A 17,469-nucleotide genomic window follows, 5' to 3' on the forward strand; every position below is an offset into this window, starting at 1 on the left:
TGAGGAGGTGTCAGGCCGGCAGCGGCGCCCCTTCCGGCTCGGCGAGCACGAAGGCGGGATCGACCTGGGCCGCCAGGTCGGCGCCCGTCTTCGCGTTCGCCCAGCTTTCCGCGTTCTTCAGGTGGAAGTGCACCATCTGCCGGGTGTAGCGCTCCCAGTCGCGCTGCTCGTACGTTTCGTCAGCGGCGGCGTGCAGCTCCTTCAGGGCCTGCCGGTGGGCGGCCTCCAGCAGGTCGAAGCGGCGCGGCCGGCCCTTCTCCATGGCCCGTACCCACGCCGAGTCCCCCACCGTCAGCAGCAGGTCCTCACCCACCTCGTCGGCCAGGAAGGCGACGTCGTCCGGGCCCTGGACCTTGTTGCCGACGACCTTGAGGGCGATGCCGTAGTCCCGTGCGTAGTCCTTGTACTGGCGGTAGACCGCGACGCCCTTACGGGTGGGCTCGGTGACCAGGAAGGTCAGGTCGAAGCGGGTGAACATCCCGGAGGCGAAGGAGTCCGAGCCGGCCGTCATGTCGACGACGACGTACTCCTCGCGGCCGTCCACGAGGTGGTTCAGGCACAGCTCGACCGCGCCGACCTTGGAGTGGTAGCAGGCCACCCCCAGGTCGGACGCGGCGAAGGGGCCGGTCGCCATCAGGCGTACCGGCTCGCCCTCCAGGAGGACGGGCCGGGCGCACGCCGCGTACACCGGGTTGTCCTCGACGACCCGCAGCAGCCGGGAGCCCTCGCCGGGCGGTGTCGTCTTGATCATCGTCTCGGCGGAGGCGATCCGCGGGTTGGTGCCGCGCAGATAGTCCTTGACCAGCGGCAGCCGGGCGCCGAGCGCGGGCAGGGCGGCGGCCTCCGTCTCGTCCATGCCGAGGGCGCCGGCCAGGTGCTGGTTGATGTCGGCGTCCACCGCGACCACGGGGACGCGGGCGGCGGCGAGGTGGCGGATGAACAGGGAGGACAGCGTGGTCTTCCCACTGCCGCCCTTGCCCACGAACGCGATCTTCATGGTCACGAAGCGTAATCGTCGAGTTGCCCGTGGTGAGAGGTCCGGGTGAAGAAGACCACTCCTTCGAGCGGTTCCGCCTTGCGGCTTACGGGGTGCGTAGGGTCGTACCCATGAGTACGACAGCCGATCCGCTCGCGACCCTGGCCTCCCTCCCGGGAGTCGCCGACTCCGTGGACTCCGTGCGCAAGAGCGTGGACCGGGTCTACGGGCACCGGATCATGCGGCGGCGCAGCAACGAGGTCACCTCCGAGGCGGCGCTGCGCGGAGCGCGTGCCTCCGCCGCGCTGGCGGGGGCCGACTGGGCGCTGGAGGAGGTGCGGCGGCGTTCCGACTTCGGCGTCGAGGGCGAGCCGCGTACGGTCGGCGCGGCGCTGCGGCTGACCGCCGAGGCCGGGCAGCTGCTCAGCGTGTGGCGGCAGTCGCCGCTGCGGGTGCTGGCGCGGCTGCACCTGGTGGCGGCGGGCGGCGGCGCGCAGCAGGAGTCGGTGGGGCGGCCGCGGCTGGTGGGCGAACCGGTCGACGAGCCCCTGGTGGAGCTGCCGCTGCCGGACGCCGACGAGGTGGCCGGGCGGCTGGACGGGCTGGCGCGGCTGCTGCTGGCGGGCAGCGAGGCGCCGGCTCTGGTGGTGGCGGCCGTGGTGCACGGCGAACTGCTGGCGCTGCGGCCCTTCGGCTCGTACAACGGGCTGGTCGCGCGGGCCGCCGAGCGCATCGTGCTGGTCGGCAGCGGGCTGGACCCGAAGTCGGTCTGTCCGTCGGAGGTCGGCCACGCGGAACAGGACCGGGCCGCTTACGTGGCGGCACTGGAGGGCTACGCGTCCGGCACCCCGGAGGGCATGGCGGCGTGGATCGCACACTGCGGCCGGGCGGCGGAGCTGGGCGCGCGGGAGAGCACGGCGGTGTGCGAGGCGATGCAGCGGGGAGCGGCTTGACGGGGGTTCTTCCGGGGGGCTAGCGCCCCCGGACAAAGGGTTGCGGCGGTACCCAGTCGTTCCGGTACCGCCGCTGGCACGTCCACCGGGTTACCAAGCGCGCTCCGTATGTGCCGATCAGGTCGGAGACTTGGTCCTCACCTGGTACGGCTGGCCCGTAATCGACGGGTCGGCGTCGCGTGGGTGCCCGGTTTCCGTGCTTCGGTCCGTGGGGCCTTGCTGCGTAGAAGGTCTTCCTCTCGGATGTCCCTGGTCTCGCGGGCCGTTACGTCCTTTGTACTCCTGCCGCGGGTGAAGCGGAACCCCTCGCCACAGTTCTTTACTTTTCCCTTCAAACTCGGGTGATACGGGCAGCAATCGGGCGCCGCCGGTTTGCGTACCAGACCAGGCCCGCGGTGGCGGCGGCCGCGCCCACGGCAGCCACCGTGGCGAGCACCGGACGCGACGGCATGCCCAGCGACGGCAGCCGCTGCTTGAGCTGGACCGGTCGGGTGAAGGACAGGACCGGCCAGCCTCGGCTCGCGGCTTCCCGCCGCAGCGCGCGGTCCGGATTGACGGCATACGGGTGGCCGACCGCCTCCAGCATGGGTACGTCGGTCGCCGAATCGCTGTACGCGTAGCAGCGCGCCAGGTCGTAGCCCTCGGAGGCGGCGAGGTCCCGTACCGCCTGCGCCTTGGTCGGACCGTAGGCGTAGTACTCCACCTCGCCCGTGAAGCGGCCGTCCTCGCCGACGACCATACGGGTGGCCACCACGCGGTCGGCGCCGAGCAGCTTGCCGATCGGCTCGACCACCTCGGCGCCCGAGGTGGAGACGATCACGACGTCGCGGCCGGCGGTGTGGTGCTCCTCGATGAGCGAGGCGGCCTCGTCGTAGATGAGCGGGTCGATCAGCTCGTGGAGGGTTTCCGCGATGATCTCCCGGACCTGGGCCACGTCCCAGCCCCGGCAGAGCGCCGACAGGTAGGCGCGCATCCGCTCCATCTGGTCGTGGTCGGCGCCGCCGGCGAGGAAGACGAACTGGGCGTAGGCGGTGCGCAGAACGGCCCGGCGATTGATCAGGCCGCCTTGGTAGAACGACTTGCTGAAGGTCAGCGTGCTCGACTTAGCAATGACTGTCTTGTCCAGGTCGAAGAACGCGGCTGTGCGAGGTGTCGAGTGAGTCGCCGAGTGGGGCACGGAGTGGTTTTCCACGGGGCGAGCATAGGCGCCCACCATTCGGCGTAAGGTGTGGCGCGTGGGTTTGCCTGAGAAGGCTCTCGGGTACACCATGGAAGTCACGGATCGTTCGCGACCGTGCTAACCCGGCCCGACTCCTCCCCCCCCGAGTCGGCCGTGGGGACGACCCCCGCTCTCCCCCCCGGCGGGGGTCGTCGCATGTCCGGACGCGTTTTTGCCCGTCCGAGGCGGATCGGCCGCTTCCTCTTCATCGCCCGCGCGGCGCTTGCTGACACCCGTTACAGCTCACTCAGGGTAGTCGTAGCGCTGCTCTAAGGGAGCCTTCAAGGTCGCCGGTATAGGTGACTGGGATATTCACAGCCTTTGAGTTGTCCACAGTTTTGGACCAAGATCCACGGGATTTTCCGGATCGCTGCACGGTGAAACTCCGCGAGTTCGCGGATGTGTGAGTTCTGTAGCGATAGGGGAACGGAACGTGGCCGGACGTATGACTCCCGATCAACCGCCCGGGCCCGCCGAACGGCGCGGCGGACCGCTGATCGTCACCGAGGACGAGGACCTCCTCGACGACCTCCTGAGACTGTGCGCCGCGGCCGGCGCGACGCCCGAGGTGGCGCACGGCGTGGCACGGGGCCGCAGCCCCGGCTGGGCCTCGGCGCCCCTGGTGATCGTCGGCGCCGACTGCGCGCCCCGGCTGTGCGGGGCGGGCCGTCGGGACGGGGTGGTGCTCGTCGCCCGGTGCGCGGACGACCGGCAGCTGTGGCGGCTGGCCGTCACCGTCGGGGCGGAACGGGTGCTGGTGCTCCCCGGAGGCGAGAGCTGGCTCGTGGACCGGATCGCCGACGCGGTGGAGGGCGCCGGGCCGGCGGCCGTGACGGTGGGGGTGATCGGCGGCAGCGGCGGCGCCGGCGCGAGCACGCTCGCCTGTGCCCTGGCCCTGACGGCGGCCCGCGCCGGCCGCCGTACCGTCCTGGTCGACGCGGACCCGCTGGGCGGCGGCCTCGACGTACTGCTGGGCGGCGAGAAGGAGGAAGGGCTGCGCTGGCCCGCCTTCGCCGAGTCGCGCGGCCGGATGGGTGGTGACGCCCTGGAGGAAGCGCTGCCGCGGCTGCACTCCTTACGCGTACTGAGCTGGGACCGGGGCGACGCGGTGGCGATCCCGCCGCAGGCGATGCGCGCGGTCATGGCGGCGGCGCGCAGGCGGGGTGGCGCCGTGGTGGTGGACCTGCCGCGCCGGCTGGACGAAGCGGTGGTGGAAGCCCTCGCGCAGATCGACCTCGGGCTGCTGGTCGTCCCCACCGAGCTGCGGGCGGTCGCGGCGGCCCGGCGCGTGGCGGCACTGGTCCGTACGGTCCTGCCGGACGTCCGCGTGGTGACGCGCGGCAGCCCCGGCCCGCACACCGGCCGCGCGGCGGAGCTGTCGCCCCAGGAAACCGCCCGGCTGCTCGGCCTTCCACTGGCCGGAGAGCTGGACTGGGAGCCCGGCCTGTCGGGCGAACTGGCCCGCGGCGCACCCCCGGGAGCCAACACCCGAGGCCCGCTACGGCACTTCGGCACGGCCTTCTGGGAGCGGGTCCTGCCGGAAACGGCGGGACCGGAGGCCGACAGCGCGCGGGCAGGGCTCGGTAGGGGCACTGGGGGTGGTTCCCATGAGGGCTGAAGAGCCACCCGCGCGGGCCGAAGAGCTGGGAGCGGACGGCCTGCTGCTGCCCGGCGACCGGTCGGCCCGTGACGCGACCGGTACGGGCACCGGCGCCGGGCTGCTGGAAGCGGTGCGCGGCCGGCTGGCCCGGACGGGCGCGGAACCTACGCCCGCGCGGGTCGCGATGGCGCTGCGCGCCGAGGGCCGGCTGCTCGGTGACGCGGAGGTGCTGGGCGTCGTGTCCGCCCTGCGGTCGGAGCTGGTCGGCTGCGGCCCCCTCGAACCACTCGTCGCCGAACCGGAGGTGACCGACGTCCTGGTCACCTCACCGGACGAGGTGTGGGTGGACCGCGGCGGCGGGCTGGAGCGCACGCCGGTGCGCTTCGCCGACGAGACCGCGGTGCGCCGGCTCGCCCAGCGGCTGGCCTCGGTGGCCGGTCGGCGGCTGGACGACGCCCACCCCTGGGTGGACGCGCGGTTGCCCGACGGAACCCGCCTGCACGCCGTACTGCCTCCGGTGGCGGTCGCGGGCACCTGTCTGTCCCTGCGCGTCCCGCGCCCCCGCGCCTTCACCCTGGCCGAGCTGGTCGCGGCCGGCACGGTGCCGCCGGACGGCGACCGGCTGCTACGGGACGTGCTGGACGCCCGGCTCTCCTTCCTGATCAGCGGCGGGACGGGCTCGGGGAAGACCACGCTGCTCAGCTCGCTGCTGGGCCTGGCTGGACCGGCCGAACGGCTCGTACTGGCCGAGGACTCCGCGGAGCTGAGACCGGACCACCCGCACGTCGTCCGGCTGGAGACCCGGCCCGCGAACCAGGAGGGCATCGGCCGCGTCACCCTGCGGGACCTGGTGCGGCAGGCGCTGCGGATGCGGCCGGACCGGCTGGTGGTCGGCGAGGTCCGCGGCGCAGAGGTCACGGACCTGCTGGCGGCGCTGAACACGGGCCACGAGGGCGGCTCGGGAACGGTCCACGCGAACACCCCCGGCGACGTCCCGGCGCGCCTGGAGGCCCTCGGTTCGACGGCCGGGCTGGACCGGGCGGCGCTGCACAGCCAGGTGGCGGCCGCCCTGTCCGTGGTGCTGCATCTCGTACGGGACAGGGACGGCCGGCGGCGACTCGCTCGGGTGGACGTGCTGGAGCGGGACCGGGACGGCTTCGTGGTGACCGTACCGGCGGCGGTGTGGGCCCCGGAGGGCTTCCAAGAGGCGCCGGGCTGGCAGCGGTTGACGGGTTTGTGCGAGCGGGGGAGGGGTGCGGGATGAGTGACATGAGCGAGCTGAGTGACGTCGGTGGAGTGACGGTGGCCGTGGGCCCCACGTGTGCAGCCGTGGTGTGTGCGGGATTGGCGGTCTGGATGTCCCGCGGACGGAGCGGAGAGGTACGACGGGCGCGCGTGCTGTTCGTGGACGGGCCGGAGGTAGGGGAGTCCGGGTTCCGGCGGATGGTGCGGTGGGTGGCGCACCGGGTGACGTGGGCGGTGTGGGGTGCGTACCGGGGCTTCCGGACAGGTAGAGGTGGGAAGGCCGGCCCCGCCCGGCCCCCGAAGGGTGCGGCTCCACGGGAACTGTGGTGTCTGCCGGCCGGAGTCGCCCTCGGTGTGATGGGCGGATCGGTGGTGCCCGTGATCGCGGCAGTGGTGGCGACGGTCCTGGTCCGGCGGTGGCTACGGGCCCGCGAGCGGATGCGGGAACGGGAGCGCCGGGGCGCGGCGGTGATCGAGCTGTGCGAGGCGGTGGCGGGGGAGCTACGGGCCGGACGCCAGCCCGGACAGGCCCTGACGGCGGTCGGTGCCGCGGGTTTCGGGGACGAGGGCGCGGCGGTCGTGGCGGCGGCCCGGTTCGGCGGGGACGTACCGGCGGCCCTTCGGGAGGCGGCGCGGCTGCCCGGCGCGGAGGGGCTGGCCGGAGTGGCGGCGTGCTGGCAGGTCGCCGTCGACGGCGGTGCGGGGCTGGCCGCCGGGCTGGAACGGATCGCAACGGCCTTGAGGGCGCTACGTGACCAACACGACGACCTGCGCGCCCAGTTGGCCGGCCCGAGAGCAACGGCCTTGATGCTCGCCCTCCTTCCGGCCGGCGGGCTCGCGATGGGCAGCGCCCTCGGCGCCGATCCGCTCCGGGTGCTGCTGCACTCCCCCGCCGGGTGGGCGTGCCTGCTCGTCGGAGGCCTTCTGGAGTGGTGCGGCATGGCCTGGACGGCGCGCATCATCGCGGCTGCCGAGGGAGGCGATCATGTCCGCTGATGTCGCACCGGGCGTCGCCCGAGAAGTTGTCCACACCCTGGGGATGGTTCTTCTCGCCCTGACCGCCGCGGTGTGTGCCCTGTCCGCGCTCAGGAACGCGAGCGGCGTACGGGCCGTCCGGCGACGGGCGCGAGTGATCCTGGCCGCGGACCACACTCAGCGCGTCGACGACGTGGGCCGGTGCCCGGCGCCGGGGCGCAAACGGGGGAGGGAACGGGAACGGAGACGGACCGTTGCGGTCCGGGAGCGGGCCGGGGCCGCTGTGGTCGCGGGCGTCGTGGCCATTCTCGTCGGCGGGGTGACCGGTGGCGTACTGGGACTCGCCGTGGCGTACGGAGTCGCGAGGTGGCAGCGCCGTACGAAGGCACGGGCCGCGCGGCAGGCGGCCGAGGCCGGGCTGCGTGCGGCCCTGGCGCCGGCCGCGGACCTGCTCGCGGCCTGCCTGGCAGCGGGAGCCGGCCCGCGGGCGTCGACCGAGGCGGTCGGGCGGTCGCTCGGCGGAACCGTCGGCGAGCACCTGTGGCGTGTGGCCGCGGAACTGCGGCTGGGCGGCGACCCCGGGACGACCTGGCAGCGTTTCGGCGCGCTCCCCGGTGCCCAGGGGCTGGCCCGGTGCATGGAGCGGGCGGGCATATCGGGGATCCCGGCCGTGGAGGGCGTCTCCCGGATCGCGGCGGAGCTGCGAGCGCAGCAGTCCCGCTCGTCGGCCGAACGGGCCCGCCGCGCGGGGGTGCTGGTCACGATGCCGCTGGCGGCGTGCTTCCTGCCCGCCTTTCTGGCGCTCGGGGTCGTACCGGTCCTGATCGGCCTGGCCGCACAACTCCTGCGGCCCTCGTGACGACTCGGACCTCGGACCTGGCACCACTACCTCTGACCCACACCCGATCTCACCTGGCCTCTGGCCCGGCCTGTGGCCTGGCCGCAGGCCTGCCTCAGGGCCCGGCCTCACCTGGCCTTGCACCTGGCCGGACAGTCCGGCCCACGGAAAACCGAAACGATCACAAGGGGGACGACATGCTCGTACGAAGGTGGCTTGAGCAACGCGTTGCGGCCGTGCGGAGGACCGTGCGGCGGAGGGACTTCGCCGACCGGGGCATGACCACGGCGGAGTACGCACTCGGGACGCTCGCGGCGTGTGCGGCAGCGGCCGTGCTCTACAAAGTGCTGTCGAGCGGCGCGGTGGAGGCTGCGCTGCGCGCGGTGATCGGGAAGGCCCTCGGCGTCCATGTCTGACCACGACCGCGACAGGGGGTACGTGACGGCGGAGACGGCCCTGGTGATCCCGGCGCTGGTCCTGTTCACCGGGCTGCTCCTGTGGGGGCTGATGGCCGCCTGCGCGCAGATCCAGTGCGTGGACGCGGCCCGCGCCGGAGCCCGTGCGGCGGCTCGGTCGGAACCGGACGCGGCCGTCGGCGCGGTGGCCCGCGGTGCCGCCCCGCACGGTGCGCGGGTGGTGCTGGAAAGACGGGGCGAGCTGGTACGCGTACGGGTCGAGGCGGCGTCGCCCGGCATCGGCCCGCTGGCGCTGACGCTCCGAGGGGAGGCGACGGCTCTTGCGGAGGAAACGGTGGGGTGATGAGGGTTCGGCCATGGTGTGGGCGGTGTTCGCGGCGATGGCGCTGTGCACGGTGTTCGCGGTGCTGCTCACCATGGCCCAGGTGGTCGTGACACGTCACCGCGCGGGCGCGGCAGCGGACTTGGCAGCCCTGGCCGCGGCGGACACCGCGCTCCAGGGCGCGTCGGCCGCCTGCCGCGCCGCCCGCGGGGTGGCAGCCGCGCAGGAGGCCCATCTGGTGCGCTGCACGGTACGGGGGGAGATCGCGGACGTCACGGCTCGGTCCCGTACCGGCCCGTTCGCCTCGGACATCCGGGCTCGCGCGGGACCGCCGGCGACCGGACGGGGCGCCGAGCCGATACCCGAACGGCGCGGTCAGGAGGGGCAGTCACCATCGTCACCGTCCCGGCGGCAGGTTTTACCGAACGGTCGACCGCCCGCTGCCCCGGCTCGGACAGCGTCCGGATCACCCATTGATCTTGATGTGCGGGCGCCTCGGGCATGACCGGGGCGGTCCGCCGGGAGGCGTGCCATGAGTGCGATCGACATCCGTGAAGCGGCGGCCGTCCTGCCGGCAGCGTGGAGTTCGCGGCCCCTGGGAAAGGTGGGCGCGGCCTGCGTGAAGGTGCTGCGGATGGACGAGGCGCCGGGAGAGGAGGAGGTCCACGGAACGGCCGAGGCGCTGTTCGTGGTCGAGGGAAGGCTGGAGCTGTCGGTGGGCGGCGCGGACGTCTCGGTGGGCCCGGGCGAGCTGTACCTGGTCCCGGCAGGGGCGCTCCACGCCGTCCGAGCGGGAAGCCGGGGCACCCTGGTCATCTTCGAGGCCGTCCCGCCCGTGACAACCGCGACAGGTGTCAGGGCATCAGGAGGTCGGCTTGGGAGCGTGCTTGAGGAGTTCGGTCAGTAGCCGTACGGCGCCTCGTTTGTGGAGGGGGTCGTTGCCGTTGCCGCACTTGGGGGACTGGATGCAGGACGGGCAGCCGGCCTCGCACTCGCAGGAGGCGATGGCCTTGCGGGTGGCGGCCAGCCACTCGGGGGCGGTGTGGAAGGCGCGTTCGGCGAAGCCCGCGCCGCCCGGGTGGCCGTCGTACACGAAGACGGTGGGAAGGAGGGTGTCGGGGTGCAGGGGCAGGGACACGCCGCCGATGTCCCAGCGGTCGCAGGTGGCGAACAGCGGCAGCAGGCCGATCGAGGCGTGCTCCGCGGCGTGCAGGGCGCCGCCGAGTTGCTCGGGGTTGACCCGGGCCGCGTCCAGCTGGTCCTCGGTGACGGTCCACCACACGGCCCGGGTGCGCAGCGTACGGGGCGGCAGGTCCAGCTTGGTCTCGCCCAGCACTTCACCGGTGATCAGCCGGCGGCGCAGGTAGGAGACGACCTGGTTGGTGACCTCGACCGACCCGAAGCACAGCCGGGCGTCGCCCCAGGCGACCTCCGTCTCGGTCTCCAGGATGGCGATGGCGGTGGTGTCGCGGGCGGTCGTCGAATACGGCGGGTCGGCCTGTTCGACCAGGGCCACGTCGTCCTCCAGGTCGAGGTGTTCGACGACGTACGTACGGCCTTGGTGGAGGTGGACGGCGCCGTCGTGGACGGTGGTGTGCGCGGCGGCCGCGTCCACCGTGCCCAGCAGACGGCCGGTGCCCGCCTCCACGACCTGTACGGGCGAGCCGCCCTGCCCGCGGATGTCGGCGAGGTCGGCGGCCCGCTCACGACGGGTCCAGTGCCATGCCTTGGCGCGGCGGCGCAGCAGCTTGCGCGCCTCCAGGGAGGGCAGCAGCCCCGGCGCTGCCGGGCCGAACAACGGGAAGTCCTCTTCGGTGAGCGGGAGTTCCGCGGCGGCCGCGCACAGGTGGGGGGCGAGCACGTACGGGTTGTCCGGGTCCAGGACGGTGGACTCGACGGGCTGGTCGAAGAGCGCCTCGGGGTGGTGGACGAGGTAGGTGTCCAGCGGGTCGTCGCGGGCGACGAGGACGGCGAGCGCGCCCTGCCCGGCGCGACCCGCGCGGCCGGCCTGCTGCCACAGGGAGGCACGGGTGCCCGGATACCCGGCGATCAGTACGGCGTCGAGCCCGGAGACGTCCACGCCCAGCTCCAGGGCTGTGGTCGCGGCCAGGCCGAGCAGGTCACCGGTGTGCAGGGCGCGCTCCAGGGCGCGCCGTTCCTCGGGCAGGTAGCCGCCCCGGTAGGCGGCCACCCGGTGCGCCAGGGACCGTTCGACCGCCCCCAGCCGCTCCTGCGCGATCAGGGCGATCAGTTCGGCGCCGCGCCGCGACCGTACGAAGGCGAGGGTGCGTACGTCCTGGAGGGCGAGGTCGGTCAGCAGGTCGGCGGTCTCGGCGGTGGCGGTACGGCGGACGGGGGCGCCCTGCTCGCCGTGCAGCTCCGTCAGCGGCGGCTCCCACAGGGCGAAGACCACCTCGCCGCGCGGTGAGGTGTCCTCCGTCACTTCGGCCACCGGCAGCCCGGTCAGCCGTTCGGCCGCCTGCGCCGGTTCGGCGGCGGTGGCCGAGGCCAGCAGGAAGACCGGCTCGGAGCCGTACCGGGCACAGACACGCCGGAGGCGGCGTACGACCTGGGCCACGTGCGAGCCGAACACGCCGCGGTAGCTGTGGCACTCGTCGATGACGACATAGCGCAGGGCGCGCAGGAAGGACGACCAGCGGGGGTGGGCCGGGAGGATGCCCAGGTGGAGCATGTCGGGGTTGGTCAGGACGTAGTTGCCGTACTGGCGTACCCACTCGCGTTCCTCGACCGGCGTGTCGCCGTCATACACGGCCGGCCGCACCGCGGTACCGAGCGGCGCGGCGAGTTCGCCGACGGCGCGCCGCTGATCGGCGGCGAGCGCCTTGGTGGGCGCGAGGTACAGGGCGGTGGCGCCGCGCCCGTTCGGCGCCGCCGAGCCGTCCAGGAGCCCGGACAGCACCGGGACCAGGTAAGCGAGTGATTTTCCCGACGCCGTACCGGTGGCGATGACGACCGATTCGCTCCGCAGAGCGTGTTCCGCCGTACGGGCCTGGTGGGCCCAGGGACGCTCGATCCCGGCGGCGCGCACGGCTTCCACCACCTCCGGACGGATCCGTGCGGGCCATTCCGCATGGCTGCCGATGCGCGGGGGCAAGTGCTCCGTATGAGTGATGCGCGTAGCGCGGGACGCCCCCTGAGTGAGACGGTCCAGGACCGTGCGCGGGGAGGGGCTGGTGCCCCCGTCCGGGGGCAGCTGATTGGAGGCCATCGGCACCGAGTGTGTCACCGGTGTGACGGACAATGCGCACAAGGCGTCGTGCACGCCTGCTGGTAAGTGATTGAATGCCATCGCGGCTGCCGATCCATGGGGGGCGACCGCTCGATAGCAAGGTGCTGGAGGATCCGTGGACCTGTCCCTGTCGACCCGGACCGTTGGCGACCGTACGGTCGTCGAGGTCGGTGGCGAGATTGATGTATACACCGCGCCCAAGCTGCGGGAGCAGCTGGTCGAGCTCGTGAACGACGGAAGCTACCACCTCGTGGTGGACATGGAGCGTGTCGACTTCCTGGACTCCACGGGGCTCGGCGTTCTGGTCGGCGGGCTCAAGCGGGTGCGTGCCCACGAGGGCTCGCTGCGCCTGGTCTGCAACCAGGAGCGCATTTTGAAGATCTTCCGTATCACCGGACTGACCAAGGTGTTCCCGATTCACACCTCGGTCGACGAAGCCGTCGCAGCCACCGACTGACGGCTTGCCGGTCCCCGCGCCGCGGCGCGGGGGTTGGAAGCAGTGGGGGGAACCGGGCTTGGCGGTCCGGCCCCCTGCGTTGCACGCCCGCATACCGAGGGGGATGGCATGGCCACCGTCGAACTCCGCTTCAGCGCCCTTCCCGAGCACGTCCGCACCGCGCGACTGGTCGCGGCTGCCGTGGCGAGGCGGGCCGGCGTGGACGAGGCCGTGCTGGACGAGGTTCGGCTCGCCGTCGGTGAGGCGTGCACCCGTGCGGTGGGGCTGCACCGCACCAACAACATCTCGGCCCCGGTGCGGGTCGCCCTGGTCGAGGACGAGAAGAAGTTCTCGATCGAGGTGGGCGACGAGGTGCCGGGAAGCCCGGCCGGTGCCGGGGCGGTGCCCGGCGTCCGTGGCCTCGACGGAGAGCCGCTGCCCGGCGGCCCCGCCTCGGACAACGGCGACGCGGCGGAGGGCGACGACGAGATGGGGCTCGCGGTCATCAGCGGGCTGGTCGACGACGTCGAGGTGACCTCCGGCGAGACCGGCGGCATCATCCGCATGAGCTGGCCGACGACGCCGGCGCCGGTACTGCCGTGACGGCGGGCTGAGCCCGTACTGCTGTGACGTTCATTCACGCCTGACCGTGCTGTGACGTTCATTCACGCCCGGTAGGGCTGTGACGTTCAGCTGAGCCGGTGGCGCCCGCTGTGGCGGCTGCCTGAGCCTGTACGGCCTGTGCCGCGCGTACTGCCTGTACGGCCTGTGCCGCGCGTACTGCCCGTACTGCCCGTACTGCCTGGATGTCCCCGTTCCTGCGCTGCCGGGCCGTCGTCCCCGCTCCCGCACCGCCGCAGGCTGCTCCAAGCTGCTCCCAGAGCCCCGTCCCCGCCTTTGCCGCCCTCACGTCACGCCCCCCGCCACCCCCTCCGTCACCGCTCTGTCCCCGGGCGCCCCCATTCGGCCGTACGCCCCGCACTTCTTTCGTGCGCCTTCGAAGGCCCCTCCTCGGCCACGACCCGCCCCGGCTGCCCAAGCACTCGTACCCGCCTCTTCAGGCCACATCGGCACGCCCCGCCTCACCACGCTCCCCGAAGCCCACCTGCGCCCCCGAACCCATCCGAGTGCCCACAGCCCACACACCCACACCTCCCCGAACCTCCCGCTTTCCCAGACCCCCACCTTCCCCGACCCCCTGCCTTCCCCGAAGCTCCCGCCTTCCCCCGCCTTCCCTGGCCCCCCACCTCCCCCAGCCCTCCCGCCTCCCCACCTGGCCGTACAGGGCGTACGGCGCGTCGTCGTCCCGGAGCCGTACGGCCCGTACCGGACTGTGTACTTCCGCGGTGGTACGGGTGTCCGCGCCACCCAGCGCCTACGGCACCCCGCCGCTGCCCATCGCGCCCCGCCGCCGCCCGCGCCCTGCCCAGGGCGCCGTCGGGGCCCCGCCGGGCGCCCGAGCGGGTGCTCGCGCCGGTCCGCGCCCGCGCGCCGGCCCGGGCCGGCGGTTTCGCCCGCGCCCGGTCCGCGCGCCGCCCGGCGGGGCTCCGCACCTTCGTGAGCAGGGCCGTCAGTAGGACCCTTAGATCATCATTCAGTTGTCAGCTCAATATTCGCATTCATTCGTCCAGGCGAAATTGCGGCAGCCCGGCAACGGCCCCGCTATTTTCGATCTTCGCTGCTCGTTCGCCTGATCTCTGTCCGATCTCCGTCCGTTCTTCGAACGATCTCGGCCGCTACCGGCGAATTCCCTTTGAGGCGCCCTGTTTTGATCTGGTGCCGCTACCTACAATCCGTCCACAACTTTGCTCAGGACGCCTGAGCGTGCATCCGCGCGCCCATGTGCCAAACGTCAAGGAGGACGAATGGCGGGGCCTTACACCCCTCAGTTGCTGGAACACCCCTCTTACCTGGCCGAGCCATCGCTGACGTCGGGCAACCGCGGCATGGTGCTGGTGATCGCCGTCGTGGCGCTCGCGGCACTGGCCGTCGCGGCGGTGCTGGTGCGGCAAGTGCTGGCCGCCGGTGAGGGAACCGACAGCATGAAGAAGATCGCCGCCGCCGTGCAGGAAGGCGCGAATGCCTATCTCGCCCGGCAGTTGCGCACCCTCGGCGTTTTCGCCGTGGTGGTGTTCTTCCTGCTCATGCTGCTGCCCGCGGACAACTGGACGCAGCGCGCCGGGCGCAGCGTCTTCTTCTTGATCGGCGCCGGATTCTCGGCCGCCACCGGCTATATCGGGATGTGGCTGGCGGTGCGCAGCAATGTGCGCGTCGCGGCCGCGGCCCGGGAAGCCACGCCGGCCGAGGGCGAAGCGAAAAAGGATCTCACGGCCGTATCGCACAAGGCCATGAAGATCGCTTTCCGTACGGGTGGCGTCGTCGGCATGTTCACCGTGGGGCTCGGCCTGCTGGGCGCGTCCTGTGTGGTGCTCGTCTACGCGGTCGACGCCCCGAAGGTCCTGGAGGGCTTCGGCCTCGGCGCCGCGCTGATCGCGATGTTCATGCGGGTCGGCGGCGGCATCTTCACCAAGGCCGCCGACGTCGGCGCCGACCTCGTCGGCAAGGTCGAGCAGGGCATCCCCGAGGACGACCCGCGCAACGCCGCGACCATCGCGGACAACGTGGGTGACAACGTCGGCGACTGCGCGGGCATGGCCGCCGACCTCTTCGAGTCGTACGCCGTGACGCTGGTCGCCGCGCTCATCCTGGGCATGGCCGCCTTCGGCGACTCGGGCCTGGCCTTCCCGCTGCTGGTCCCGGCCATCGGTGTGATCACCGCCATGATCGGCATCTTCGTCGTGGCGCCCCGGCGCTCCGACCGCAGCGGCATGACCGCCATCAACCGTGGCTTCTTCATCTCCGCGGCCATCTCGCTGGTCCTGGTGGCGGTCGCGGTCTTCACGTACCTGCCGTCCTCCTACGCCGACCTGTCCGGCGTCACGGACCCCGCGATCCTGGCCCGCAGCGGCGATCCGCGGCTGCTGGCGCTGGTGGCGGTCGCCATCGGCATCGTGCTGGCCGCGCTCATCCAGCAGCTCACCGGCTACTTCACGGAGACCAGCCGGCGGCCCGTACGGGACATCGGCAAGACCTCCCTGACCGGCCCGGCGACGGTGGTGCTCTCCGGGATCTCCATCGGTCTGGAGTCCGCGGTCTACTCCGCGGTGCTGATCGGCCTGGCCGTGTACGGCGCGTTCCTGCTGGGCGGCGCGTCCATCATGCTGGCGCTGTTCGCGGTGGCGCTGGCCGGCACCGGCCTGCTGACCACCGTCGGCGTCATCGTCGCGATGGACACCTTCGGCCCGGTCTCCGACAACGCCCAGGGCATCGCCGAGATGTCGGGTGACGTCACCGGCGACGGCGCGCAGGTCCTCACCGACCTCGACGCCGTCGGCAACACCACCAAGGCCATCACCAAGGGCATCGCCATCGCCACGGCGGTACTGGCCGCGGCCGCGCTGTTCGGCTCGTACCGCGACGCGATCGCCACGGCCGTACGGGACGTCGGCGACGCCGCCCGCGGCATGGGCCTGAGCCTGGACATCTCGCAGCCGAACAACCTGGTCGGCCTGGTGCTGGGCGCCTCCGTCGTCTTCCTGTTCTCGGGGCTGGCGATCAACGCGGTGTCCCGGTCGGCCGGCTCGGTCGTCTACGAGGTGCGGCGGCAGTTCCGCGAGAAGCCCGGGATCATGGATTACACGGAGCAGCCCGAGTACGGGCGTGTCGTGGACATCTGCACCAAGGACGCGCTGCGCGAGCTGGCCACCCCCGGCCTGCTGGCGGTGCTCACGCCGATCGCCGTCGGTTTCTCGCTCGGCGTCGGCGCGCTCGGCTCGTTCCTCGCCGGCGCGATCGGCACCGGCACCCTGATGGCGGTCTTCCTCGCCAACTCCGGCGGCGCCTGGGACAACGCGAAGAAGCTGGTCGAGGACGGCCACCACGGCGGCAAGGGCAGCGAGGCGCACGCCGCGACCGTCATCGGCGACACGGTCGGCGACCCGTTCAAGGACACCGCGGGCCCCGCGATCAACCCGCTGCTGAAGGTCATGAACCTGGTGGCGCTGCTGATCGCGCCCGCCGTCGTGAAGTTCAGCTACGGCGCGGACAAGAACATCGGCGTACGGATCGTGGCCGCCGGTGTGGCCATCGCGGTCATCGTCGGCGCGGTGTACATCTCCAAGCGCCGCGGCATCGCGGTGGGTGACGAAGACAACAACTCGGGGACGGTGGCGCAGACCGCCGACCCGGCGGTGGTGTCCTAGCGGTCCTTCGGCCGACGGGGCGTCCGCGCCGCTCAACGGGCGGGCGGACGGCGTGCATTGAGCGCGCCGTCCGCCCGCCCTGCTGTGCGTCCGGCCGCGGCACGGGGCTTGGTGCAAATGGCTGCAATGCGTGCCGTACGGACCGACCGGCTCATGGCCAGGGGCCTTCGGACGTGTATGTTCCGGGGCCGAGAGCCATGGAAGGGACCGATCCGGTGAAGAAGACGCTTGTGGCCGCGCTGTCCGGCGGTGCGGCACTGATGCTCGCGCTGACCGGCTGCAGCGACGACGGCAACAAAAAGCTCGACGACTGGGCCAAGAAGTTCTGCGACCCCGCCCAGGCCCAGTTCAAGAAGATCCAGGACGCCAACACGTCCATGCAGACGGCCGACAGCGGCGGCACCGACTCCAAGAAGGTCCAGGAGGCCGACTCCAAGGCGTTCCAGCAGATCTCCGACGCCTACGCGTCGCTGGCGAAGTCCCTCGACCAGGCGGGCGCGCCGCCCGCCGACGGCGGCGAGGAGTCCCAGAAGAACGCGGTCAAGGAGCTGAACGACCTGTCCAAGGGCTACGCCGACCTCAAGAAGCAGGTCGACGGCCTGGACACCGGCGACAAGGGCAAGTTCGCCGACGGCCTGCGGACGCTGTCCGACGGCATCAACAAGCTCAACAAGAAGAGCGAACAGGCGTTCAAGAAGCTGGAGTCCGGCGACGTCGGCAAGGCGATGGCCGGGCAGTCCGGCTGCCAGAACCAGAAGGCGACCGAGGGCGGCGGGTCCGCCTCGCCGAAGAAGTAGCCGGGCGGGCGGCGGAGCAGCGGCGGCGAGGCGTCGCCCTCGGAGCGCCGGGCGTGGCCGGGCACGGGCACGACCGGGCGCTTCCGGTACGCCGTCAGGTGCGGCGGGCGACGCGCCCGACGCCCAGTCAGGTCCGACGGCGGCCTGTCCGACACGTAGCCAGATACGGCGGACGCCGCG

The 17,469-nt window shown here is 72.5% G+C and carries 16 protein-coding genes; 13 read left to right on the plus strand and 3 right to left on the minus strand.

All coding sequences use genetic code 11. The features are described 5' to 3' along the window. Positions 1–10: 10 nt before the first annotated feature. Positions 11–997 (minus strand): ATP-binding protein, encoded by a 987-nt coding sequence (locus tag AB0L45_RS09400; RefSeq protein ID WP_365837729.1) that lies wholly within the window; start codon positions 995–997, stop codon positions 11–13. 110 nt (positions 998–1,107) lie between these two features. Between AB0L45_RS09400 and AB0L45_RS09405 the strand changes: the two genes are divergently transcribed. Then, complete coding sequence (locus tag AB0L45_RS09405) at positions 1,108–1,929, plus strand: oxidoreductase (RefSeq protein WP_365837731.1); 822 nt, start codon at positions 1,108–1,110, stop codon at positions 1,927–1,929. Between the two features lie 331 nt (positions 1,930–2,260). On the opposite strand, the gene AB0L45_RS09410 is transcribed toward AB0L45_RS09405, so the two are convergent. After that, positions 2,261–3,145 (minus strand): HAD-IB family hydrolase, encoded by an 885-nt coding sequence (locus AB0L45_RS09410; protein ID WP_365837733.1) that lies wholly within the window; start codon positions 3,143–3,145, stop codon positions 2,261–2,263. A 448-nt stretch (positions 3,146–3,593) separates the two neighbouring features. Between AB0L45_RS09410 and ssd the strand changes: the two genes are divergently transcribed. From ssd to AB0L45_RS09450, 8 genes are all read left to right on the plus strand, one after another. Beyond that, entirely contained in the window at positions 3,594–4,766 is a 1,173-nt protein-coding gene (ssd, locus tag AB0L45_RS09415) for a septum site-determining protein Ssd (RefSeq protein WP_365837735.1), read from the plus strand. Then, positions 4,756–6,012, plus strand: a complete 1,257-nt coding sequence (locus tag AB0L45_RS09420; protein WP_365837737.1) for a TadA family conjugal transfer-associated ATPase — start codon at positions 4,756–4,758, stop codon at positions 6,010–6,012. Before ssd ends, AB0L45_RS09420 begins: the two co-directional genes overlap by 11 nt. 338 nt (positions 6,013–6,350) lie before the next feature. Continuing rightward, positions 6,351–6,989 carry a type II secretion system F family protein gene (locus tag AB0L45_RS09425; RefSeq protein WP_365837739.1) on the plus strand — a complete coding sequence of 213 codons (639 nt, stop codon included), beginning with the start codon at positions 6,351–6,353 and terminating at the stop codon, positions 6,987–6,989. Next, entirely contained in the window at positions 6,979–7,827 is an 849-nt protein-coding gene (locus AB0L45_RS09430) for a type II secretion system F family protein (RefSeq protein WP_365837741.1), read from the plus strand. The genes AB0L45_RS09425 and AB0L45_RS09430 overlap by 11 nt, the downstream gene beginning before the upstream one ends. 176 nt (positions 7,828–8,003) lie before the next feature. After that, positions 8,004–8,222: a DUF4244 domain-containing protein gene (locus AB0L45_RS09435; protein WP_365837743.1), complete on the plus strand. Its 219-nt coding sequence runs from the start codon at positions 8,004–8,006 to the stop codon at positions 8,220–8,222. Further along, positions 8,215–8,565, plus strand: coding sequence for a TadE family type IV pilus minor pilin (locus AB0L45_RS09440; RefSeq protein ID WP_365837745.1), 351 nt, complete (start codon positions 8,215–8,217; stop codon positions 8,563–8,565). The genes AB0L45_RS09435 and AB0L45_RS09440 overlap by 8 nt, the downstream gene beginning before the upstream one ends. A 37-nt stretch (positions 8,566–8,602) precedes the next feature. Next, complete coding sequence (locus AB0L45_RS09445; RefSeq protein ID WP_365838061.1) at positions 8,603–9,049, plus strand: Rv3654c family TadE-like protein; 447 nt, start codon at positions 8,603–8,605, stop codon at positions 9,047–9,049. A 27-nt stretch (positions 9,050–9,076) separates the two neighbouring features. Then, complete coding sequence (locus AB0L45_RS09450) at positions 9,077–9,451, plus strand: cupin domain-containing protein (RefSeq protein ID WP_365837747.1); 375 nt, start codon at positions 9,077–9,079, stop codon at positions 9,449–9,451. Here AB0L45_RS09450 and AB0L45_RS09455 read toward each other — a convergent pair. Then, a complete protein-coding gene (locus AB0L45_RS09455) occupies positions 9,407–11,854 on the minus strand; it encodes a DEAD/DEAH box helicase (RefSeq protein WP_365837749.1) in 2,448 nt (815 codons plus the stop codon). The genes AB0L45_RS09450 and AB0L45_RS09455 overlap by 45 nt on opposite strands. A 55-nt stretch (positions 11,855–11,909) precedes the next feature. Here AB0L45_RS09455 and bldG point away from each other — a divergent pair, with 55 nt between their 5' ends. The 4 genes from bldG to AB0L45_RS09475 all read left to right on the plus strand — a co-directional run bounded on the left by bldG (position 11,910) and on the right by AB0L45_RS09475 (position 17,289). Then, positions 11,910–12,251 carry an anti-sigma factor antagonist BldG gene (gene bldG, locus AB0L45_RS09460; RefSeq protein WP_004571875.1) on the plus strand — a complete coding sequence of 114 codons (342 nt, stop codon included), beginning with the start codon at positions 11,910–11,912 and terminating at the stop codon, positions 12,249–12,251. A 108-nt stretch (positions 12,252–12,359) separates the two neighbouring features. Next, on the plus strand, positions 12,360–12,833 hold the full coding sequence (locus AB0L45_RS09465) for an ATP-binding protein (protein WP_365837751.1): 474 nt from the start codon (positions 12,360–12,362) through the stop codon (positions 12,831–12,833). Positions 12,834–14,095: 1,262 nt separating this feature from the next. Further along, complete coding sequence (locus AB0L45_RS09470; RefSeq protein WP_365837753.1) at positions 14,096–16,492, plus strand: sodium-translocating pyrophosphatase; 2,397 nt, start codon at positions 14,096–14,098, stop codon at positions 16,490–16,492. A 215-nt stretch (positions 16,493–16,707) separates the two neighbouring features. Further along, positions 16,708–17,289, plus strand: coding sequence for a small secreted protein (locus AB0L45_RS09475; protein ID WP_365837755.1), 582 nt, complete (start codon positions 16,708–16,710; stop codon positions 17,287–17,289). Positions 17,290–17,469: the final 180 nt, after the last annotated feature.

It is taken from the genome of Streptomyces sp. NPDC052496 (assembly GCF_040679095.1).
Lineage (GTDB): Bacteria > Actinomycetota > Actinomycetes > Streptomycetales > Streptomycetaceae > Streptomyces.